Source organism: Ignavibacteriota bacterium (assembly GCA_016218045.1).
Lineage (GTDB): Bacteria > Bacteroidota > Ignavibacteria > SZUA-365 > SZUA-365 > JACRFB01.
Map to the genome: position 1 here is coordinate 190,564 of JACRFB010000059.1, position 20,680 is coordinate 211,243.

The 20,680-nt window shown below is 61.5% G+C and carries 15 protein-coding genes; 3 read left to right on the plus strand and 12 right to left on the minus strand.

Going from position 1 to position 20,680, the window contains the following annotated elements; all coding sequences use genetic code 11:
- Window positions 1-82: 82 nt before the first annotated feature.
- The 5 genes from HY962_15670 to apbC form a co-directional block, all read right to left on the minus strand.
- On the minus strand, window positions 83-2,140 hold the full coding sequence (locus HY962_15670; GenBank protein MBI5648369.1) for an oligopeptide transporter, OPT family: 2,058 nt from the start codon (window positions 2,138-2,140) through the stop codon (window positions 83-85).
- Between the two features lie 161 nt (window positions 2,141-2,301).
- Window positions 2,302-2,949, minus strand: a complete 648-nt coding sequence (locus tag HY962_15675) for a thioredoxin family protein (GenBank protein ID MBI5648370.1) — start codon at window positions 2,947-2,949, stop codon at window positions 2,302-2,304.
- Window positions 2,946-3,899 (minus strand): NAD(+)/NADH kinase, encoded by a 954-nt coding sequence (locus HY962_15680; protein ID MBI5648371.1) that lies wholly within the window; start codon window positions 3,897-3,899, stop codon window positions 2,946-2,948. The genes HY962_15675 and HY962_15680 overlap by 4 nt, the downstream gene beginning before the upstream one ends.
- A gap of 89 nt (window positions 3,900-3,988) precedes the next feature.
- Window positions 3,989-4,243 (minus strand): NifU family protein, encoded by a 255-nt coding sequence (locus HY962_15685; GenBank protein MBI5648372.1) that lies wholly within the window; start codon window positions 4,241-4,243, stop codon window positions 3,989-3,991.
- A gap of 5 nt (window positions 4,244-4,248) precedes the next feature.
- Window positions 4,249-5,358, minus strand: a complete 1,110-nt coding sequence (gene apbC / locus HY962_15690; protein ID MBI5648373.1) for an iron-sulfur cluster carrier protein ApbC — start codon at window positions 5,356-5,358, stop codon at window positions 4,249-4,251.
- 160 nt (window positions 5,359-5,518) lie between these two features.
- Between apbC and HY962_15695 the strand changes: the two genes are divergently transcribed.
- The 3 genes from HY962_15695 to HY962_15705 all read left to right on the plus strand — a co-directional run bounded on the left by HY962_15695 (window position 5,519) and on the right by HY962_15705 (window position 9,198).
- A complete protein-coding gene (locus HY962_15695; protein ID MBI5648374.1) occupies window positions 5,519-6,334 on the plus strand; it encodes an SDR family NAD(P)-dependent oxidoreductase in 816 nt (271 codons plus the stop codon).
- The gene (locus tag HY962_15700; GenBank protein MBI5648375.1) at window positions 6,321-7,031 is read left to right on the plus strand and encodes an HAD hydrolase-like protein; all 711 of its coding nucleotides are present in this window, start codon (window positions 6,321-6,323) and stop codon (window positions 7,029-7,031) included. Before HY962_15695 ends, HY962_15700 begins: the two co-directional genes overlap by 14 nt.
- A 112-nt stretch (window positions 7,032-7,143) precedes the next feature.
- Entirely contained in the window at window positions 7,144-9,198 is a 2,055-nt protein-coding gene (locus tag HY962_15705) for a choice-of-anchor D domain-containing protein (protein ID MBI5648376.1), read from the plus strand.
- A gap of 311 nt (window positions 9,199-9,509) precedes the next feature.
- On the opposite strand, the gene HY962_15710 is transcribed toward HY962_15705, so the two are convergent.
- The 7 genes from HY962_15710 to HY962_15740 form a co-directional block, all read right to left on the minus strand.
- Window positions 9,510-10,478: a hypothetical protein gene (locus HY962_15710; GenBank protein MBI5648377.1), complete on the minus strand. Its 969-nt coding sequence runs from the start codon at window positions 10,476-10,478 to the stop codon at window positions 9,510-9,512.
- An 81-nt stretch (window positions 10,479-10,559) separates the two neighbouring features.
- Window positions 10,560-14,825: a M6 family metalloprotease domain-containing protein gene (locus tag HY962_15715; GenBank protein ID MBI5648378.1), complete on the minus strand. Its 4,266-nt coding sequence runs from the start codon at window positions 14,823-14,825 to the stop codon at window positions 10,560-10,562.
- Between the two features lie 328 nt (window positions 14,826-15,153).
- The gene (locus HY962_15720; protein ID MBI5648379.1) at window positions 15,154-17,226 is read right to left on the minus strand and encodes an SDR family NAD(P)-dependent oxidoreductase; all 2,073 of its coding nucleotides are present in this window, start codon (window positions 17,224-17,226) and stop codon (window positions 15,154-15,156) included.
- Window positions 17,227-17,469: 243 nt separating this feature from the next.
- Entirely contained in the window at window positions 17,470-18,174 is a 705-nt protein-coding gene (locus tag HY962_15725) for a noncanonical pyrimidine nucleotidase, YjjG family (GenBank protein MBI5648380.1), read from the minus strand.
- A 184-nt stretch (window positions 18,175-18,358) separates the two neighbouring features.
- Window positions 18,359-18,913, minus strand: a complete 555-nt coding sequence (locus tag HY962_15730) for a GNAT family N-acetyltransferase (GenBank protein MBI5648381.1) — start codon at window positions 18,911-18,913, stop codon at window positions 18,359-18,361.
- 205 nt (window positions 18,914-19,118) lie between these two features.
- Window positions 19,119-20,072: a pyridoxal-phosphate dependent enzyme gene (locus HY962_15735; protein MBI5648382.1), complete on the minus strand. Its 954-nt coding sequence runs from the start codon at window positions 20,070-20,072 to the stop codon at window positions 19,119-19,121.
- A gap of 85 nt (window positions 20,073-20,157) precedes the next feature.
- Complete coding sequence (locus HY962_15740; protein ID MBI5648383.1) at window positions 20,158-20,652, minus strand: NUDIX hydrolase; 495 nt, start codon at window positions 20,650-20,652, stop codon at window positions 20,158-20,160.
- Window positions 20,653-20,680: the final 28 nt, after the last annotated feature.

Below are 20,680 nucleotides of genomic sequence, written 5' to 3' on the forward strand. Positions count from 1 at the left end.
CTTTCCCACTATCTGTAAAAAAACGGACCCCGCAGCTAACCCACGGGATCCGTTTCATTCCACCGCGTTCAGCGGGTATATATCACGTCATTGCACGCGGGGGTGCGGGATCGTCGGGGTTGCCTGCATTTTTGGTGGGGATGCGGACGAGCAGCCAGCCAACCAGGATGAAGACGAGGATGGACGGGATGAATTCGAGCATGGTGCCGTTCTGCGGGAAGATCGCCCAGTTCTTGTAGGGGATGTTCGCCACGTTGAAGAACGCAAACAGCAGACCGATGAGGGCTTCGCCCGCGATGAGTCCTGCCGCCAGCAGTGTGCCGTTGTTTTCGACACGCGCCGCCTGCGCCTCGTTGAACTTGCGCTTCGCGACAACCTTGTCCATGATGCCGCGGATAAGGCCGCCGATGAAGATCGCGAACGAGGTCTCGAGCGGCAGGTACATGCCCACACACACGAGCATCGGACTCTTCACGCGCAGCAGAATAAATCCGATCGCCATCAGGATACCGACGATGATGAGCGGCCACGCCATGTCGCCACCGACGATGCCGCCGGCGAGGATGGCCATGAGTGACGCCTGCGGTGCCGGGAAGGCCTTGCCGCCGAGTCCGGTGCCGCCAACGTTGATGTCGCCCTGATGGAGGATGTACAAGGGGAAGTACATCACCGCCGCCGAGAGGAACACACCCATAAAATCGCCCATCTGCATCTTCCACGGCGTGCCGCCGAGGATGTGCCCGACCTTCAGATCCTGCAGCATCTCGCCGGCCACGGCCGCCGCGACGCAGATCACCGCCGCCACACCCAGCACGGCCGCAACACCCGCGGTGCCCTTGACGCCGAGCACCACCATGAGGATGGCCGCGACGATGAGTGTGGAAATGGTGAGACCCGAAATCGGGTTGTTGCTCGAGCCGATGAGTCCGACGAGGTAGCCCGACACGGCCGCGAAGAAGAAGCCCGCGATCACCATCACAACGGTGGCCGAGAGGGCGGCGACAACATTGTACTGGCTGAAATACAGGTAGATGAAGAACGTCGCGATCGAGGCCAGGATGATGCCGATGAACACCCACTTGAAGGGCATGTCGCGCTCGGTGCGATCCTCGACCACCGCGCCGCCGGAGGCCGCGCGCTTTACGTCGCCGATGGCGCGGCTGAGGCCGGCGCCAAGGCTCTTGCGCATACGGAACAGCGTGAACGCCGCGCTCATGAGCATGCCGCCGATGGCCACGGGACGCACGATGGAGCGCCATACCTGCACGGCCATGCCTATCATGGAATGGTCGTTGACCGGTGTGTTGCTCGCGATCATGCTCGCTTCGATCTGCGGACCGAGGAAGTACAGAAGCAACGGTACAAACAGACCCCATGCGAGAAGTCCGCCCGTGAAGTTCAAGGCCGCAAGCTGCGGTCCGATGATGTACCCCACGCCCATGTAGGCGGGAGACACACCCGGCGTCGAGATCAACGCGCCGCCGCCGCCCTTTACTTCCACGCTGCCGAGTTTCAACGTCTGCTTCGCAAACGAAATGAACGCCTCGCCCGCGGACGCAAAGAGCTGGAATTCCTTGAAGAACTGAATGGCCGCGCCGATGCCCATGGCGGTGAAGAGGAACTTCGCACCGCTGGTGCCGCTGCGTCCGGCCTTGTGAATTTCAGCAGCCGCGACCGACTCGGGGAACGGCAGTTCGCGGTCCTCCACCATCACGCGGCGGAGAATGGTCACAAAAAGAATACCGATGAAACCGCCGACGAGCATGATCACCGTGGCCTTGAGGTAATTCTCGAAGGACAGGAAGGTGGTGCCCCAGAGCGGAAGACCTTCCGAATCCTTCGCGATGAAGAAGGCCGGAATGGTGAAGATGGCGCCCGCCGCGATCGACTCGCCGATGGAACCCACGGTACGCGTGATGTTCTCTTCGAGGATCGATCCGCGGAACAGACGCAGCGCCGCCATACCGATGACGGCTGCGGGGTACGTCGCCGCGATCGTCATGCCTGCCTTCAGGCCGAGATACGCGTTCGCCGCACCGAGAACAACGGAGAGAACGAGTCCGATCAGGACCGCCTTCACCGTGAACTCGTGCATCTCCATCGTCGGAGGGACGTATGGAACATGTTTGGTTTCAGCCATACACTTCTCCTGCTAGAGTTTCGGAAACAGAATCACTATGAATGTCGGGAACTGCCGAGAAACGGAAACGGAGGGAACGCCGCTCGCGGGTACGACATGCGGCGTATCATGTGAAAATAGGGACGAAGCGGCGCTTTCGCAAAGAAAGCGGCCGGAATTCGTCACTTCGGTTGTGGCGGCTGCACGGTGCCGTCGGCGCCCGGTTTTGCGGTGTCGGGCTTCGCACCATCGGGGGAAATGACGTGCGGGGCCGGCGCCACCACGGGCGGAGGCGGATTGTCGATGATCAAGCTGTTCGGCGCAGGAGCGTTCATATCGACTCCGAGAAGAATGCCCAGCAGATCGCGCTCGAGCATCCCGACGGGTGCCTCGACGATGCGTCCGATCTCTTCGCCCTTTCTCTGAATAATGAAGGTCGGGACCTTCTCGATGTTGTACAGCGCGTGCTCGCCGCCCGGACTCTTCTTGTCCTTCGTCGTACCGATCAACACAAAACGCGCGGGATCGAAGTCGCGCATCGACTGCAGGATGCGCACCATGCGCGGAACCTCGCGGCGGCTGTCCTCGCACCAGGTGCCGAGCACACACACGATCGTGACATCCTTCATCTGCGCGGGCAACTGGTCAAGCTCGGCCTGCGAGGGCGTGTAGCGGATGAATTCGGTGCCGAACCAGCCGCGCAGATCGAGAAGTTGATCGAGCGTCAGCGGACCGACGAGTACTTTTTCTTCGGGCTCGTCCTGCGCGCGGAGTGATCCGGCGAATGGAAGCGCACAGAGGGCGAGTACGAGTGCAAGGCGTCTGATCATGTTGTGTATCCTGCGTTCGTGGGTGTCATGGAATGTGCCTGCCGCTGCGCTTCGGCTTCGAAACGATGATCCTGCGCCCAGCGCAGTTTGCGGCGCAGCATGTCGTAGTAGGTGGGTCCGACGTCCTTGATGAGCCGCAGCGACTTTGATCCGCGGCGCACGGTAAGTGTGACGGACGCGCTGGCTTCGCGCGCCGTCTGCCCGTCGGCCATCACGAGCACGCCGCCGTCGACCGTTGCAGCATGCAGGAATAGGTGGCTCGATGCGGGAAGAATGATGGGACGCGCGGTGAGCGTGTGCGGGCTGATGGGACTCACAACCAGCACGTCGCTGGACGGCACCACGATGGGTCCGCCCGTCGCCAGTGAATACGCGGTCGAACCCGTGGGTGTCGCGATGATGATGCCGTCGGCGTAATACGTGGCGAGGAAGGCGCCGTCGACGTAGGCCTCGACGCGTATCACGCGGGCCGAGCCCGACTTGGAGACCACAACGTCGTTGAGCGCGTGGTGGCGGTCGCGGTCGCCGTCGAGCAAGGCCGTGAGTGTCATGCGTTTTTCGATACGGTACTCGCCGCGTAACACGCGGTCCACCGCGGCGATGGCATCGTCGGCGTCGATGTCGGCGAGAAATCCGAGCTTGCCGAGATTCACGCCGAGTATGGGTGTGTCGGATCCGCGGGCTTCACGCGCGGCGGCGAGCAGTGTGCCGTCGCCGCCATACGTGACGATGAAGCGTGCATCGCGCGCGATGTCGGCTCGATCCGCGATTTGTGGAATACGCACACGCGCCTCGCGCGCTGCGGGAGCGAGCAGCGCCGCCACCTCGGTCTCGACCACGGCGGGCACACGCTTGCGCGCGAGAAAGCGCAGCAGCGGCAGCACGGCCGACAAGGCCGACGGCTTGGTCACATTGGCAAGAATGCCGACAGGGCGCGATTCAGCGGTCATGGTTCCGCCGACGGAATGGGAATGGGATCAGCATAGCGGCGCGATCTTCCGTGTTTGAAAACGGAAAATAGGCAGTTTCCCTCGAATTGTCACTCCCGAACCATCATGACACGGTGCACGCCTGGTACCTCGAGTTTCATCATCGCCTGTATGCCCGCCTGCAAGGTCATGATGTTCAGCGAACAGGTGGCGCATTCGCCGAGGAAACGGATGTACACGATTCCGTCCTCGGCCGACCACGACACAAACTCCACGTCGCCGCCGTCCTGCTGCAGATACGGCCGCGTGACGTCGAGCACCTCGTGGATGCGCCGCTCGCGATCGGCCTTCTCTTCGGGAGTCATGCCGCTCATCCGAGTGAGATGTCGATGGCCGGCGGCGGGGTGGATGTAAGCAGGCGCGCGCTGATCGCGCCGGCCATACTCATCGCCGTCTCCACGAAGCTGCGCGCGAGGGCGCTCTCGGGCTCCTGCTCCACGATCGGCACGCCCGCGTCGCCCGCTTCACGCACACGAGTCACGATGGGGATTTCGCCGAGGAAGGGCACGCCCAGTTCGCCGGCCGCATTCCGTCCGCCGCCGTGGCTGAAGATCTCGTCGCGTTCGCCGCAGTGTGAGCACACGTAGTAGCTCATGTTTTCGACAATGCCGAGTATGGGCACCGAAACTTTCTCGAACATGCGCACGCCCTTGCGCGCATCGGCGAGGGAGATGTCCTGCGGCGTCGTGACGATGACGGCGCCAGTCAGCGGCAGCGTCTGCGAGAGTGTGAGCTGTATGTCGCCCGTGCCGGGAGGCATGTCGAAAAGCAGATAGTCGAGTTCATCCCAGTCCACATCTGTGAGGAACTGCTTGAGTGCGCCGCTGGCCATGGGTCCGCGCCAGATGACAGCGGAATCGGGCTCGATGAGAAAACCGATCGACATGACACCGACGCCATATCGTTCGATGGGAAGCAGGCGTGTCTTGCCGTTCTCCACATATGCGCGGGGCTGTTCCGTGATGCCGAACATCAGCGGCATGCTGGGTCCATAAATATCGGCGTCGACGAGACCCACACGCGCGCCCGAGCGCGCGAGAGCCACTGCGAGATTCACGGCCACGGTGGATTTGCCGACGCCGCCCTTGCCGCTGGCGACGGCGATCGTGTTGCGCACGCCGGGGACCGGTGTGGCCGATTGTGCCTGGCCCAGACCCGGAATGTTCACGCGAGTGGCGATGGACACCGCGCCCAGCACGGGGAAGTGTTTTTCGAGCGCGACGCGGACGTCCGAGAGCAACTGCTCCTCGATTTCCCGCGGCGGAACCTTCAGCTCGAGCGTGAAGGCGAGATTTGCACCGTCGATGACGATGTCGTGAACCATGCCGGCGGAGACGACGTCGAGGTTCATGTATGGGGCCTGCAGAACGCGCAGGGCGTTCAGCACGTCGTTTTCGTTGAAGACAGGTGCGCTGCTCATTATTGCCTCAAAATGGATGCGTCAAAAAGGAAAGCGCCGCCGCTGCGGCGCACAATCATGAAACATATCCAAGCGCGGAAAGATTTCCAATGCCGCATCGCGCGGACACGCGCCCGCGTGGGCCCGCGATTGTGTATATTTCCGCAAGATCCCGACAGCAATGGACCGACCGTCACACACGCGCCGCCTCGCCACCCGCACCGCCCTCATCACCGGGGCGACGCAGGGCATCGGCCGCGCCACGGCCCGGCTCTTCGCGGAGCAGGGCTGCGCGCTCCGCCTGCTCGCGCGCAACCCCGCCCGGCTCGACGAAACCTGCGCCGAACTGCGCGCGGAATACGGCGCCGATGTGCGCGGGGCCGCGGTCGACGTACGCGACATCCCGCTGCTGCACGATACCATCGTTGCGTGGGACGCGGAGACGCCCATCGACATCGCGGTGCTCAACGCGGGAATCGGACAGTTCGGTCCTTTTTACCGCTCGCCCTGGCACGACATCGAGCCGGTGCTGCGCACAAACATCGACGGCGCGCTCGCCGCGGCGCACGCCGTGCTGCCCGGCATGACCGCGCGACGGCGCGGGTCCGTGGTGTTTGTGTCGTCGGTGCTCGGCAAACGCGCGATTCAATGGAATGCCGCGTACTGCGCGAGCAAGTTTGCGCTGAACGGTTTCGCCGATGCGCTGCGCCTCGAAGTGCGCCGCTCGGGCGTGCATGTCGGACTCGTGATGCCCGCGCGCACACGCACCAGTTTTTTCGAGAACATGCGCTACTCGGTGCCGCAGCACAAGCGCCGCGCCGTGCCCGACTCCGATCCCTCCGTCGCCGCGCGGGCCATACTGCGGAACGTGCTGCACAGGCGGCGCGAGACGGTCGTGTCGCTCGGCGGCATCTTGTACGCGCGGCTCGGACTGCATTTCCCACGAATCTCGGACCTCTTCCTCACTCTCGCCGTTCCCGACAATGACAAAACATAACACCCGCGGCCATCTGCGCCTCGTACTCTTCGACATCGACGGCACGCTGCTCAGCACCAACGGCGTCGCCAAACAGACCTTCGCCGAAGCGGTCGACACCGTGTTCGGCCAACGCACCGTCGCGCGCGAGCACGACTTTGCGGGCAAGACCGACACGCAGATCTACCGTGAAATCCTCGTCGCCTCGGGTGTCGACGAGGAACTTATCCAGCAGCGCCAGGATGAAACGCTCGAGCTGTTCCTCGACATGCTCGAAAAACGTGTCACACCGGAATCGTTGACCGTGTTCCCCGGCGTACGCGAACTGCTCGATACACTGAACGAGGAGACGGTCACCACCATCGGACTGCTCACAGGAAATGTGATACGCGGCGCGCGTATCAAACTCGGTCCCGCCGGACTCGGGTCGTATTTCACTTTCGGCGCCTTCGGCAGCGACGCCTACCACCGCCAGGATCTGCCCTCCATCGCGATAGAACGCGCGTATCATCGCACGGGCTACGTCTTTCGCGAGAAGGAGGTCGTGATTGTCGGCGACACGCCGCACGACATTTCCTGCGGCCGCCACCTCAACGTGCGCACCATCGCCGTCGCCACCGGGAAATCGTCGGAGGCCGACCTCGCCCCGCACAATCCCGACTATCTGTTCGCGGATCTGTCCGACACGGCCGCCGTGCTCGAAGCCATCATCGAATAAGGGCGGGAGTGATACCATGGTTGCAACGAGAAATTCCCGCGAATCACACGGAACAATACGGACCCCGGCTCCTCCTCCGCCATCCCGTTCGCTGTTCCCCGCTTCATCCTGGATGCTGACTTCCGGATTCTGGATTCTCCTGCTCTCCGTCACCGCCACAGCACAGATCTCCCTCAACTGGCGCGAGACCGTGTGGAACGACGATTTCACGCGTCCAACACGCGCGCACTACACACTGGGGCGCAACAGCGGTTTCGACACTCTCGCGGGCAATGCGCTGCTGACGCCTTTTGTGGCGGCACAGACAGGGCGCCTGTACTTGATGCGGGAGCGTGACATCGAATATTTCGACGCACGCTTCGACGCATATTTCGGCGTGCGCACCACGCAGAACAATCTTGGCGCCGACGGCATCGTGTTTGCGTTTGCGCGCGAGACGGCATACCCCGAAAGCGGCGGCGGACAGCTCAACTTCAACGGGAGCAATGGACTGGGCATCGAGTTCGACACCTACGAAAACGCCTCGGAGAACGACCAGGGTGAAGAGCATGTGGCGCTGATTGCGCTCTCCACCGCCAATCACGTGCGTGCGGCGCAGCTCCCGCGCGGCACATTAAAAAACGGCGGCTGGCATACCATGTCCGTGAGTTTCGCCGCCGGCGCTCTGCGTGTATCCATCGACGGCGTGGACGCGCTGGTGTATTCACAGACGGGTTTTGTCCCGTATCGCGGTTGGTTCGGTTTTACGGCCTCGAGCGGATTCAGCTTCAACGAACACCGTGTCGACAACGTGACGGTGTCACTCCCCACCGCGCGAGCGGAAAACCTCGGCATATATCCGGCGTGCGACACGGTGCGTGTCGACCGTCTTGTGCGTGTGCGCAACAATCATCCGTCGGGCGCGCCGCTGTCGCTCACGTCCGCGACACTGCGCGAACTCGACGGCAGCGGCGAATTCACCTTCCCGGTCAATCCCCTGCCGATGGTTGTCGGCCCGGGCGACAGCATCGCAATTCCCATCCGTTTCATCGGCACCGGTGCGGGATTGCGCCGCGCCGTGCTCGAGATCAACTCGTCGATCGGAGAACGGATAGTCGACACGCTGTTCCTCGACCTTGTCCTTCCCGTGGCGCAGGCCCTGCCCGCCGCGCTCGACTTCCCCGGCACGCAGGTGGGCGCGGCCAACGATCTCGCCGTGACGATTCGTAATACGGGAACAGTGCCGTACGTGCTGCGCGCAGCGGCCATCTCGCATCCGGCCTTCGCCTTTGTCGCCGCGCCGTCATTGCCCGCCACTGTGCGCGCGGGCGATTCGCTGCGCCTGCTGCTGCGCTTTGCTCCGACCGCGGCCGGCTCCGTAAGCGGCACGCTTGTACTCACGGAAACGTGCGGCACGCAGATCGTTGTGCCTCTCACTGGCGAGGGAAAAATCACTCCGTGGATCGTGCAGCTCGGTCAGGGAGTGTTCCCGCATCGAATTCAAACGCTGATGCTGCATCCTGGCGGCAGGGGTGATGTCGAGGTGTTTCTCACGACACAAGTGATGGATGTGCAGGCGCGCGGCTTCGACGCGGACATCCGCTACGATGCCTCGATCGTGCGCCCTGTGGGCGCCACGCTGTTGCGCAGCGTGTGGGACGCGGGCGCGTTACTCGTGTACACCACGCCTTCCGCGGGCCTCGTGCGGGTGTCGATACGGTCCGCCGCACCGCTGCAGCAGATGGGACGCCTCTTCACGCTGGAATTTGCCGCGGTCACTTCCGACACCGGTTGCACGGCCGTGGAATGGGATACGGTTGTCTGGAATCCGCAGGGCCCGTCGCCCGGTGTGCCACCGACGATCAATCTCGACGGACGCATTTGCATCAATCCATCATGCCGGACACCCAACGGCGTACGCAGTCTTGTCCTCCCCGATCTGTCCATTCGTCCGAATCCTTCCAACCCCGGCACGACGTTTTTCTTCACCCTCCCCTCCGACTCACGCGTCGGTCTTGCGGTCGTCGATGCGCTGGGACGAGTCGTCGCAAAACTCATCGACGCGGAATATCCCGCGGGTGAACACCGTCTGTACTTCGACGCGCAGGCGCTCGCGAGCGGCTCGTACCTTGTCGTACTCGAAACAAACGCGGGCAGCATCGTTCGACAACTTCTGCTGCTGCGTTGACGAGGCGGGCGATCGGCGGTAAAGGCGTAAAGGGCGTAAAGGGGTAAAGGGGTAAAGGCGTAAAGGGGGAAAGGCGTAAAGGGGTAAAGGGGTAAAGGCGTAAAGGGGTAAAGGGGTAAAGGCGTAAAGGGGTAAAGGGGTAAAGGGGTAAAGTAGTCGTTCGCTCAGCGTGGATACGAAACTCCGTGTGTTGTATCATGGAATGCAGTGATACAACACACGGATTCGTCTCGGACCGTTTTCGGGAGGAGCCGAACTAGATCCTAGCTCCTAGATCCTAGCTCCTAGACCTAGACCTAGCTCCTCGCAAATCAATTCGAATGCTTGTACGGAATCCCCCACACGACGCTCGAGAAGTTCGTTGTGGCGTTGTCGTACAGCGATTCTTTTGTGGTGGCGGAGACCATAAGATTCGCGTATTTCTTTGCGCTGCCGCTGATGGTCCAGGTATGTTCGAAGACGCGCAGGTATTTCGAACCGCTCTGCGTCTCGGACACCATCGTCAGAGGTGTATGGTGCAGCCCGAAGGCGCCCGGGAGTTTGTGTAACGTGACGATATCGGCTTCGGATTTTTCACTCAACACCGTCACTCGCAGCGTCACCTGCAGGTTGTTCAGCACGGGAAGGCCGCGCAGCCAGCGGCGGTTGAACTGCATGAAGTACGTCGTGGGATCCGTGACGGTGAGAGTCTCGTTGGGCAGCACAACGTCCACCTGCTGGATTGCAATATTGCGGATGGTGGGCATCAATGGATCGCCTGTCCCGCCGGAAAGCACGTTGATTGCATCGAGACGCCAGTTCAAACGCGGACGATTGGTGTGGGCGATACGCTCGAAACGCAGACTGCGCGACACGATCTCCGTGTACGGCTTTTGAATCACGACGGTATCAACGCCCGAAAGTGCCTGCACGATGAAGCGCCCGTTGAACGTGGTTTGCACGGTGGCGATGGCGATGGTGTCGCCCTGCTTCACGATGGGACGCAGCAGCACGCGGCGCACGGAATCGATGCGGCGGCCCCAGCGGATCGGTGTCACGGGAGCGGCGGTTGATTTCCGCAAACCGCTGATCAGCGCCTTTAACTCCTGTGTCTCGTCCAACGCCTCCATATCCGTGACAAAGGCGTCCTTTGTGTCGGTCTCGTTCCCGGCGCCATAGCTCAGGAACAGCGCTTCCTCGTTTTCGTTGGCATCAACCGGATCGTCCTTTGAACAGCCCGTTATCAGAAGCATCGCCAGGGCGTTCACGGCAAAAAACGCGGAAAATCGGATGTGTCGCATGGGAGTCCTCGAAATGGTGTAGGATGATGTATTCGATTCGTCCCTTTGATCCGGCACGACGGGAAAAAGTTTAATGCCCTGCTAACGGCGCACGGGAATGAGGCGCTGCGACCGCTGTGGCGTGGTGCCGTCGCTGGGTACAACATCGAGCACGGCGAGATACATGCCAGAGGGAACATTCGCACGCCAATGTGCGAGATAGGTGCCCGCCTCGGCTGTGCGCTCGTCGAGCGTCGTCACGAGCCGTCCATGCAGATCATACACGGCCAGACGTACGGTCGATCGTGTGGCAAGTGCGTACGGAAGCGTGGTGTGTCCCGCGACGGGATTCGGATAATTGGGTCCGAGATATGCGGTACTGGGTGCAGCCCGAACGGGAGCGACATCGAGCGGCACACGCGAGACCCCTGCGTCCTGCAAAATCTCGTACGCAAGACGCGCCGCGTCGGTCTCCTTCAGGAAGTACAGCGGGAAGCCGAGCACGTAGGCAGCGGAGGCCGGTGTGACATGGCGGAGCCCCACAGCCGCCCCGCGGTACGCGGGAAAAGCACTCGCCGGATCGTTGGCGTAGGTGTACAGGATGCTGGTGTTGACGGGAACGCCGGTCATCGTGGTGATCTGCGTCAGGCGGCCGTTATACGGTGCCGGCGATATTTTTCCGGTGTCGACCGATACGGCCGTGAATGGCGCACGCCCGTCGGCGCGCACAAAGTCGCCCGTGTCGGCCACGGATTCGTCGATGCCCGCGAGTCCGAGATACTCGCGCGCAAAGGTTCCCTGCGCAAACGCGCGCGGGAAAGGTTTGCCCCAGTCGAAGGAAGGCAGCGCGCGCCAGCCGCTTACGAGAAGCGTGCCGCCCGCATCCATGTATTCCTCCAGCACATCGGTGATCTCGATACGTGATACGGCATGCGGCACCTGCGTGGCACAATGATCGCCGTGTATCACCACAAAACGATGGAGCAGCAGGTACTCGAGTTTCGGCGTGCCGTACACCTGCATGTCCCACTCGCCCGAGGGTTGAAATGCGGAACGGTACAGCGCGTCCACTGTGCTGTCGTTGATGCCCAGTTCCTTGAATGGCGCGGACTTTTCATCGGTGGCATCGATCACCACCACGGCGCGCGAGAATCGCTCGACGCGCCGTCGCACGGCCTCGTCCCAGCGTGTGGCGATGCGGATGCCGTCGGCGGTTGCGCCCGACACGCCGCGGTCCAGAGCCAGAAGTTTCACCGCGCCGATTTCGAGCGGCGCCACACGGGGCAGAATCTGTATCAGATCGGGCTCGGGTTCGAAGGGCCCGACGGGAGGATTCACCCACATCGCCAGTGTGTCGGCGTCATCGGGTCCGACGCTCGTTTTTACGACGATGAGGTAGGTGCTGTCCTTCTCGAAGGTGTATCCGCTGCGGATCTGCGGCGACGCGTCGGGGTAAGGCAGGCCCGCACCAAACGACAGCTTTCCTCCGCTTTCCGCTACAAAAACCTGCACGGGAAGACCCACACTCTCGGGTGTGGCATCCAGCGCAAGGACACTCCGTGAGCTGTTATCGGCGGATGTCACCCGCAGCATAGCGGCCATGTACACGCTGCCGTCGGTGACGGAGCTGAAACTGTGCGCGGCGCCCTGCGCGGGACCTGAATTGCCGGTGATCTGCGCGGCCCGACCGATGTTCGAGCCGATATAGGATGGATAAAAGAGTCCTTCGTCCGATATTGTGATCGACGGCGCGCCGCCGCCGAACAGCGCCGTCCAGCCGTGCAGCGACACGCTGCCGCCCGGCGGATACGGGAAATTCTCCTCGAAGAGCAGCGCCGATCCTGCCTGAGGCAGTTCATAGCCGAAGAGCCGGTTGGGTGTGCCGAGCAGGGTGCCGCATAATGAACGCGTTCCCGTGACAACATCGACCGCTATGCAAAGTCCGCCCGCGAGTCCGTCCACCGATGTATGCCCGATGTCCTGTAGCACGTCGTGGAACACGCCGCTGTGACGGCCGTCGAGTGCGCTGAGTCGATGCAGGTACTGCGGCTGACCGGGTCCGCTCCCCTTGCTGAACACCCAGAGATAGGGATCACCGGTGCTGAAGGCGTCGCAGGCGATACCGATGATGTTGTCGATGCCGTGCACGGCCGAATCGATGCGCCGCAGTTCCGTGCCTTGCAACGAAATAAGCACGAGATCGCTGCCCTGCGTGCCGATCCACAGCCCGCCCTTGCCCGCGTCGGCGGTAGGATCGTAACTGATAAAGTCCGCGCGCACCGGCGCCATGATCTGCCCGAAACGGTTGCGCGTGATCGGGTGTATTTTGGGCAGACGGTCGGATCCGGTCGCGGCGTACACGGTGCTGCCGTCGAACGCCATCGACTTGATGCCCACCGCCCCGCTGATGTAGAACTCGCCCACCATGTCGCCGTCGCGCGTCCAGTTCATGAGGGCGTCGCTGCTTGCGCGCGAAGTCCAGAACTGCCCGTTGAGGAACACGATGCCGGTGTTGTCGCGCGCCTTGGTCGTGTCGGTCACGTCGTAATTGAACTGGATGGGATAGAAGGGCGGACAGATGGCGAAGCTGCAACTGTCGCGCACCGAGGGATTCGCGGCGTCGGTGATGCGCATGCGGCAGAACCGCGAGGGAGTGTCGGGCACGGTCCAGTACAACGCGTTGCGCGCGGCGCCGTCGATGGTGCTCCATGTGACGCCCTTGTTTGTCGAGTATTCGACGCGCAAAGTGCGCTGCATGCCGAAACTCAACCAGCCGATTTTTTTCTTCGCGCCTGCCACGAGCTGGCTGCCCGCGACGGGCGAGGTGATCTGCACCAACAGTGTGTCGAGGCCGACGTCGAAGGATATCGTCCCGCCGGGTGTGCCGACGTTGAACAGATTTAACCCGCCCCGGTTGCCGTTGGTGAGAAAACTCGACGGACTGGTGATGTCGTTGATGGCCGTGCGTCCCGCGGTCGCACTGTAGAAGGCCTGCGCGGGCTGTCCGTTGGCCTTCAGTGTGCCACCCGGACGGTAGATGTACAGCTCGTCGGGGGGTCCGCTCGCATTGCCGCGGTACACGGTGTTGATGCGGTACACAAGCAGTCCGGTCCCCGGAATCGCGGCCTCGAACAGTCCGCCCTTCCGGCGGTATTCGACGACAAAATATTCGGTGGTGGAATAGGGGGATGGAATCTTGTAGCAATTGTTTGTCGGTGATGTCAGCGGCGAGACGGTATAGGTGCCCGGTGTGCGGATTTCGGGGATGGAAGCGATCCACTTCCCGTACTTCCACTTCATGTAGGCGGTCATGTGCTGCGGTGGATTCGCGTTCGCCTCCATGAGATCCCATGAACCCGCCGGCTGCAAACCGTCGTGGTTGTAATGGTACAAGTCGGGGCCGCCGAGGGAATGGAACATCTCGTGGCACACCACGCTCACGCCCGCGTAATTGGCATAGAACGATTGCAGCAGAAGATTGTAGGTGCGCAGCCGCGCGCCGTTGATGGTGATGGCCGGTCCGCCGTAACTCGTCGCATGCGGCCACAACAGCGTGGCCCACGCGGTGGGTGTGCCGGAGATGATGAAGGAGACGTTGTCGATGAAACCGTCCTTGTCACCGTCCACCGCCAGTGTATCGGGGATCTGCGACGCGATGTATTTCATGGCGCCGCCGACAAGATTTTGTTCGAGCGCGCCGGCATTAGTGTAGCCGGTGGGATTCGTTGTGGCGTTATACGGCATGTAGCGCGCGCGCGGAAGCGAGTCCTGATACGACAGCACCGTCGCACCGGTCGGCACGGGATAAAATGTCGTGCTTACGGTGAGCTGCCCGTACGACACTTCCTCGAAGTAGGCGCGCATCGAGTTCGCGGCGGGTTTGTTGTACTGCGCGTTGTAGTACTCGATCGAGTCCTTCCATTCCTGCTCGTCGCTGAATCGTATAAAGACGACGATGTTGTTGAGCCGGCCCTTGGTCGGCGCTGCGATAATGGGAGTATCGCCGCCTCGTTTTGCGAAGCCGGCGATGCCGTTCATACGCGACGCGTCAAATTTCAACCAGGGTTCCACACCGAGCACGGCCGGATCCTGCACACCCGCCACGGCGCCGCTCGGCACGAGTCGGCCATCACGTTTGAGCGCGTAGGTGTACCAGCCGGACATTTCGTCCTGAATGATCGTGTAGCCGTTTTTATCGTGTAACCAGTTGTAATGTTCGTCGCCGCTCGCATAACAGAGCAGCACGGAGCCATCGGGTTGCACGAGGCGCTGCGGCACAAACGACAAGGGCGCTGCGGCAGTGGCGGCGCCGAGCAGAACAAACAGTGCAAGGTGGAAAACCGCGCGACGAGGGGAGATCTGGTGCATGGCGGGATCCTATATGGCGGGGCGAACGAATCGGAACCAGATTCCCGAAGGTACAGCGAATCCCGATGAATGGAAAGAGCAACCAACTGATACACGTTACACGTTGCCACGTAACACGTATCCACGTGCTGTAACAAAGTGGCAAAGTAGCAAAGTAGAACGCTGCGAGCCGCGTTCTTTTACTTTGCTACTTTGCTACTTTGCTACCTTCCTACTTTTCCACCTTGCTACTTTCAACAACAACGTGTCACGTGGATACGTGTAACGTGGCACGTAAAAAAAGGGCCGGCGAACCGGCCCTTCGTTGAAACGTTGGAGCGTGAGGGATTTACCCGAGCTTCGCGATAATCGCGTCCGTCATCTGCTGTGTCGTTGCAGCGCCCTTGGCGAACACGCCGGCGCCGCCAGTGAGTTTAAGCATGTCGTAGGTGCGGACCTTGCCCTCGGCGACGACGTCGGCGATGGCCTTGGTGATGCGCGCGGACATGGCTGTTTCGCCGAGGTGATCGAGCATCATACATGCGCTCATGATCATGGCGATCGGATTGACGATTGACGGATCGAGCTTTTCGTACTTGGGCGCCGAACCGTGCGTCGGTTCGAACACGGCAACCTCACGGCCGATGTTGGCGCTGCAGGCAAAGCCGAGTCCGCCGATGAGTCCCGCGAAGCCGTCGGAGACGATATCGCCGAACATGTTGCCCGCGACGATGACACCGTAGTCTTCGGGATTTTTTGTCAGCCACATCATCTGTGCGTCGATGTTGGTGCTCCACAGCGCGATGCCGGGATATTCCTTCGCGATGATGGCGGCCTCGGCCTCCATCATGCCCGAGGTCTCGCGGATCACGTTCGGCTTTTCACACACGGTCACGTTTTTGTAGCCGTACTGCTTCGCGTGTTCGAAGGCGGCGCGCACGATGCGGCGGCAGGCATTGCGCGTGAAGATGCGCGTCGATATTGCCAGATCCTCGCCGGGCACGTTTTTGAAGGCCTTCATGCGCGGATGTGTTTCGAACGCCGCGCGTACATCGGCGGGCGGATTTGTCCATTCGACGCCTGCGTAGAGGCATTCGGTATTCTGACGGAAGATCGCCGTGTCGACGACGGGTTCTTCAAATCCGCCCGCGGCGGATTTGCGGATGAAGTTCAGCGGATTGCCCGGAAAGCTCTTGCAGGGACGCAGGCAGATGTCGAGGTCGAAATGCTGCCGCATCGTGACGATGGGGCTGTAGTACACAAAGCCCTTGCCGTGCAGTTCCGGCGCGAGTTCCGCGGCGGCCTTGTCCTTGGGTTTCGACGTGATGGCGCCAAAGAGGCCGATCTTGTGTTCGGCCAGAAGATCGATGGTGCGCTGCGGAAGCGCGTTCCCTTCGGAACACCAGAAGTCCCAGCCGATATCGCCGTTGACGTATTCGGCGTCGAAGCCCGCTGCATCAAGCACGCGTATCGCTTCGGGAAGGACAACTTTGCCGATGCCGTCGCCCGGCATCGCTACGATGGTGCGTTTCATGTGGCTCAATCCTCTGTTTGATATATGGGGGTGGGGTGTGCCGAAGAGAGTCATGCAAGATACGAGGACCGGCATTGAAATCAGAGCACAACACCAGCCCCTTCCGCCAAGAACCGCCTTCACCGCCTTCACCCCTTCACCCTTTCTCGCACTCCGCATCGCCATATCAAAGAGCCAGTTCGGCACGTGACGGACAAAACGGGTAGCCCACACGATAGGCCAGGGGAATTGTACAACACGTCGTCTTCTCTCGATACGCCGGCGTATGATACGCGCAGCACGTGCGGGTTCCAGCAGGAAAGGCATGTGGAATTCATTGCGCGCCGTCATGTCGGTGCGCACAAAGCCGGGACGGATGGTCACGATACGAATGCCCTTCGGGCGAAGCTCCACGCGGGCGGATTCGAGCAGGGCGCTCGCCGCGGCCTTGCTCGCACAGTACGCGGCCGAACCCGGATATCCGCGCGCGTCGGCCAGACTCGACACTCCCGCGATGATGCCGCCGCCCTGCGAGCGCAACAGCGGGACAAAACTTTCGAGTCCGTGCGCGAGGCCCTGCACATTGACGTCCATCACATCGCGGAACTCCGCGCTGTCGAAATCTTCCATCCACGCCGGAACACCGATGCCCGCGTTGAGTATCACAAGCTCCACATGCCCGAGGCATTTTTTCGAGTACACCGCGGCCGCCCGCATCTGTTCGCGGTCGCGCACGTCGCAGCGCTGGTAATACGCCGTGCCTCCCGCGGCCTTGATTTCATGGGCAAGCGTGCGTATGGCATCCACATCCCGCGCAAGCAGTACCACGGCCGCGCCGTGCTGTGCGTACTCGCGGGCAAGAGCCCTTCCGATCCCGCGTGACGCGCCGGTTATCACGATGGTCGACATGTGTGGCTACCTCATTGTGAGTGGGACAGCGGGACAGCGGGACAGCGGGACAGCGGCCGAAGGCCGCAAGAAAATACCTCCGTTTCCTCCGTTCCTCCTGTGCGCCTTTTTTCTTCGCGCAACACACGATCCCGGGACACCGGGACAGCGGCCGAAGGCCGCAAGAAAAAACCTCCTTTCCTCCGTTCCTCCTGTGAGCTGTTTTTTTCGCGCAACACACGATCACGGGATTGCGGGACATGATTAGGCATCGGTGGCGAGGAGCCATGTGGTGATTTCGGGGAGGGTGTGCGCGATGAAAACGGGTGTGTATCCTTCCGGCACGGAGAGGCCTGCAGGATTGTACCAGCAGAAATCCATACCGGCGTTGCGTGCGGCGGGCATGTCGCTGCTGGTGCTGTCGCCGATCAGAAGCACGTCGCGGGCCGTGATGCCGTGTTTTGCGAGGACGGAATAAAAGATACGCGGATCCGGTTTTGCGGCGCCTGCTTCTTCCGAAATAACGATGTCGCTGAAATACGGCGTGATGGGCGAGTCCGACAGCCGTCCGCGCTGCACCGATGCGATGCCGTTGGTCACGAGCACAAGCGGATACACGGCCGCGAGACGCCGCACAAGATCGAGCGCGCCGTCGAGGAGCTGACTCTGCCGCGACAGTGTGGTGAGGTACCTGGCGCTCATCAGCGCGGGCAGGCCGTCGCTGCTCCAACCGACCTCGTCGGCAAGGCGACGGAACCGTTCCACCTTCAACGTGGCCTTGTCCACCTCCCCGCGTTCATGCGCGCGCCACATCGCCGCGTTGTGCGCGCGATAGGCCGCGAGCACCGCTTCCTCGTCACCCTGCAGCGTAAAGGCGCGCACACAGTCCATCAATGCCGCGCGCTCCGCTGCGGGATAATCGAGGAGCGTGTCGTCGGCATCGAGAAAGATCGCTTTGTAGGAATACATGGCGCTGTTGTGTCGGTGGAAAGAGATGGGGTGTAGGAGCGAGGAGTTAGGAGCTAGTATCTAGGAGAAAAACAGCATGTATTCTGTGCCCTTGCTCGGCGCCTTAGGCGCCATCGAGTTCCATCTCCACTCATTATTCTAGATCCTACCTCCTAGATACTCGCTCCTTCAGCAATACCCAAATTCAGATATCGGTAAGCAGTGAATACAACACGGCATCATGCGGCACTCCGTTCACAAGCAGTCGCGCGCGCAGCCGGCCCTCCTCCACTGCGCCGACATGAACCGCCACTTGTTGCGAGGGACGATTCCCGACACCACAGATGATTTCGATGCGCCGGAGCGGTATCGTATCGAAGGCCCAGCGTGCAAGAAGGGATGTGGCGCGTGTTGCTATGCCTCTGCAGGTCCGTGTACTGCGCACCCAATACCCCAGATTGCCGGTCTGATACATGGCGTCGATCCGGTTGATGCCGCAGCCGCCGAGAAATGTGCCGTCCACGGAGGAGCGGATGCAGAACGAGTACTCGAGAGCCATGTGCCAATCGCGCATCGTGCGCTCGATGTACTGCTCGCTGTCGGCCAGCGCATAATGCTCGTGGCACCACGGCATCCATGGGCGCATATCCTGTATCGACTCGCGCGCCGCCTCGAAGAGGTCCCACGCGTCCGACGGCTCGTACGGCCGCAGCACGATCTCGCCGTCGCCGATTCCGCTCCGCGATATTTCGTCAGCCATTGGAGTAGGAAGGAGCTAGGAGTTAGGAATTAGGAGCTAGGAGGTTGGAGTAAGGAATTAGGATCTAGGAGTGTGGAATCCGGTGCTGGAAAGAAAACAGCATTTAAATGTCTTGAAGCGTGCTCTATGATCCAAGCAACTACCTACTCCTTACTCCAACCTCCTAGATCCTAATTCCTAGATCCTCGCTCCTAGATCCTCGCTCCTATCTCCCAGCTCCTAGTTCAACATTTCCCCCCGACAAAACCACCCCCACCCGCTTCCCCGCGAATTGGTCGGGATGAGAAAACACGGCGGCCAGTGGTACAGCCGCCGAGGGTTCCACGACTATTTTCATACGTTGAAGTATCAGTTGCATCGCTTCGAGAATTGATGCCTCGTCCACTGTCAGTATCTGTTCGACGCGGTCGAGGATGATCGGGAAAGTCCGCTCGCCAAGAGAGGTGAGCAGACCGTCGGCAACGGTCACGGGATTGTTGGAGGGAATGATGTGGCCTGCCGCGAGCGATCTGCAGGCGTCATCGGCCGCGGCGGGTTCGGCGCCGAATACGCGGGTGCGCGGATTCACCTCTGTCACTGCGAGCGCCGTGCCTGCGAGCAATCCACCGCCGCCCACAGGTGCAATGACGATGTCGAGTTCCGGTGCGTCCGCCAGCAGTTCCAGGGCCGCGGTGCCCTGTCCCGCAATGATGCGGGTGTCGTCGTAGGGATGGACGAGCACGCAGTGATGTTCGTCGATCAGAGCGGCCGTGGCCGCCTCGCGCGCGGCGAGCGTGGGTATACAATACGTGATGCGCGCGCCGTACCCGGCAGTCGCCGCCTTTTTCACCGCGGGTGCGTTCGACGGCATGACGATGCGGGCCGTGATGCCGCGCAGCCGCGCAGCAAGAGCCAGTGCGCCCGCATGATTGCCGCTGGAATGCGTCACGACACCGCGAGCCGCCTCCTCGTCGCGCAGTTGAAAGACGACGTTGGTCGCGCCGCGAAATTTGAAGGCGCCCGCCTTCTGAAAATTCTCGCACTTGAAATACAGCGACGCACCCGTACGCGCATCGAGCGACGCACACGTGAGTACCGGCGTGTGATGAGCATACGGCGCGATACGCGCGGCGGCGGCCTGAATGTCGGCCAATGTAACGCTGTGTGCAGAGGCGTCCATGTCTCTAGAGCCGTATCAGTACGGCGAGTTTGGACAACACTTCGTGCATCGTTCGCTCAGGCAACGACCGGATCCTTTTCTCAACCTATTCGTGATGCAGTTCGCGTATCTGTTCTGCGAATACTTCCAGCAGATCCAGCAGTCCGCGTTCGGCGATGGAGGCGCGCGCCTCATCGAGCGATACCCAGCGGCGCTGCCGTATCGCGCGTTCGTCGTACTCCTCGGCCACGCCCTGCACCAATAGTGCGTACATGTCGACGTGACAGATACCGCCCCACTTCTCGAAGCTGTAGCTGCCGAGCGCCTCTTCGGTCACGGCACCGAGCACACCCGCCTCCTCCCACGCTTCCTTCGCGGCCGAGTCCCGCGGATGCAGACCTGTTTCCACGATGCCCTTCGGAAAAATCCATCGACGGCCATTCCGGCTTGTCACAAGCAGCAGCTCGATCCCCGCGGCACCCACGCGGTATGGAATCACTCCTGATTGAGCAATAACAGGCGGCTCCTTCTTTTTTTCTGATTGCCGACGGTGGCGGCGGAGGATGTTTTCCTTGACGTAGCGGGGAGTGTTTTTTGGCATGGCGGGGTGTCTGCGGTACGCGTGTTCT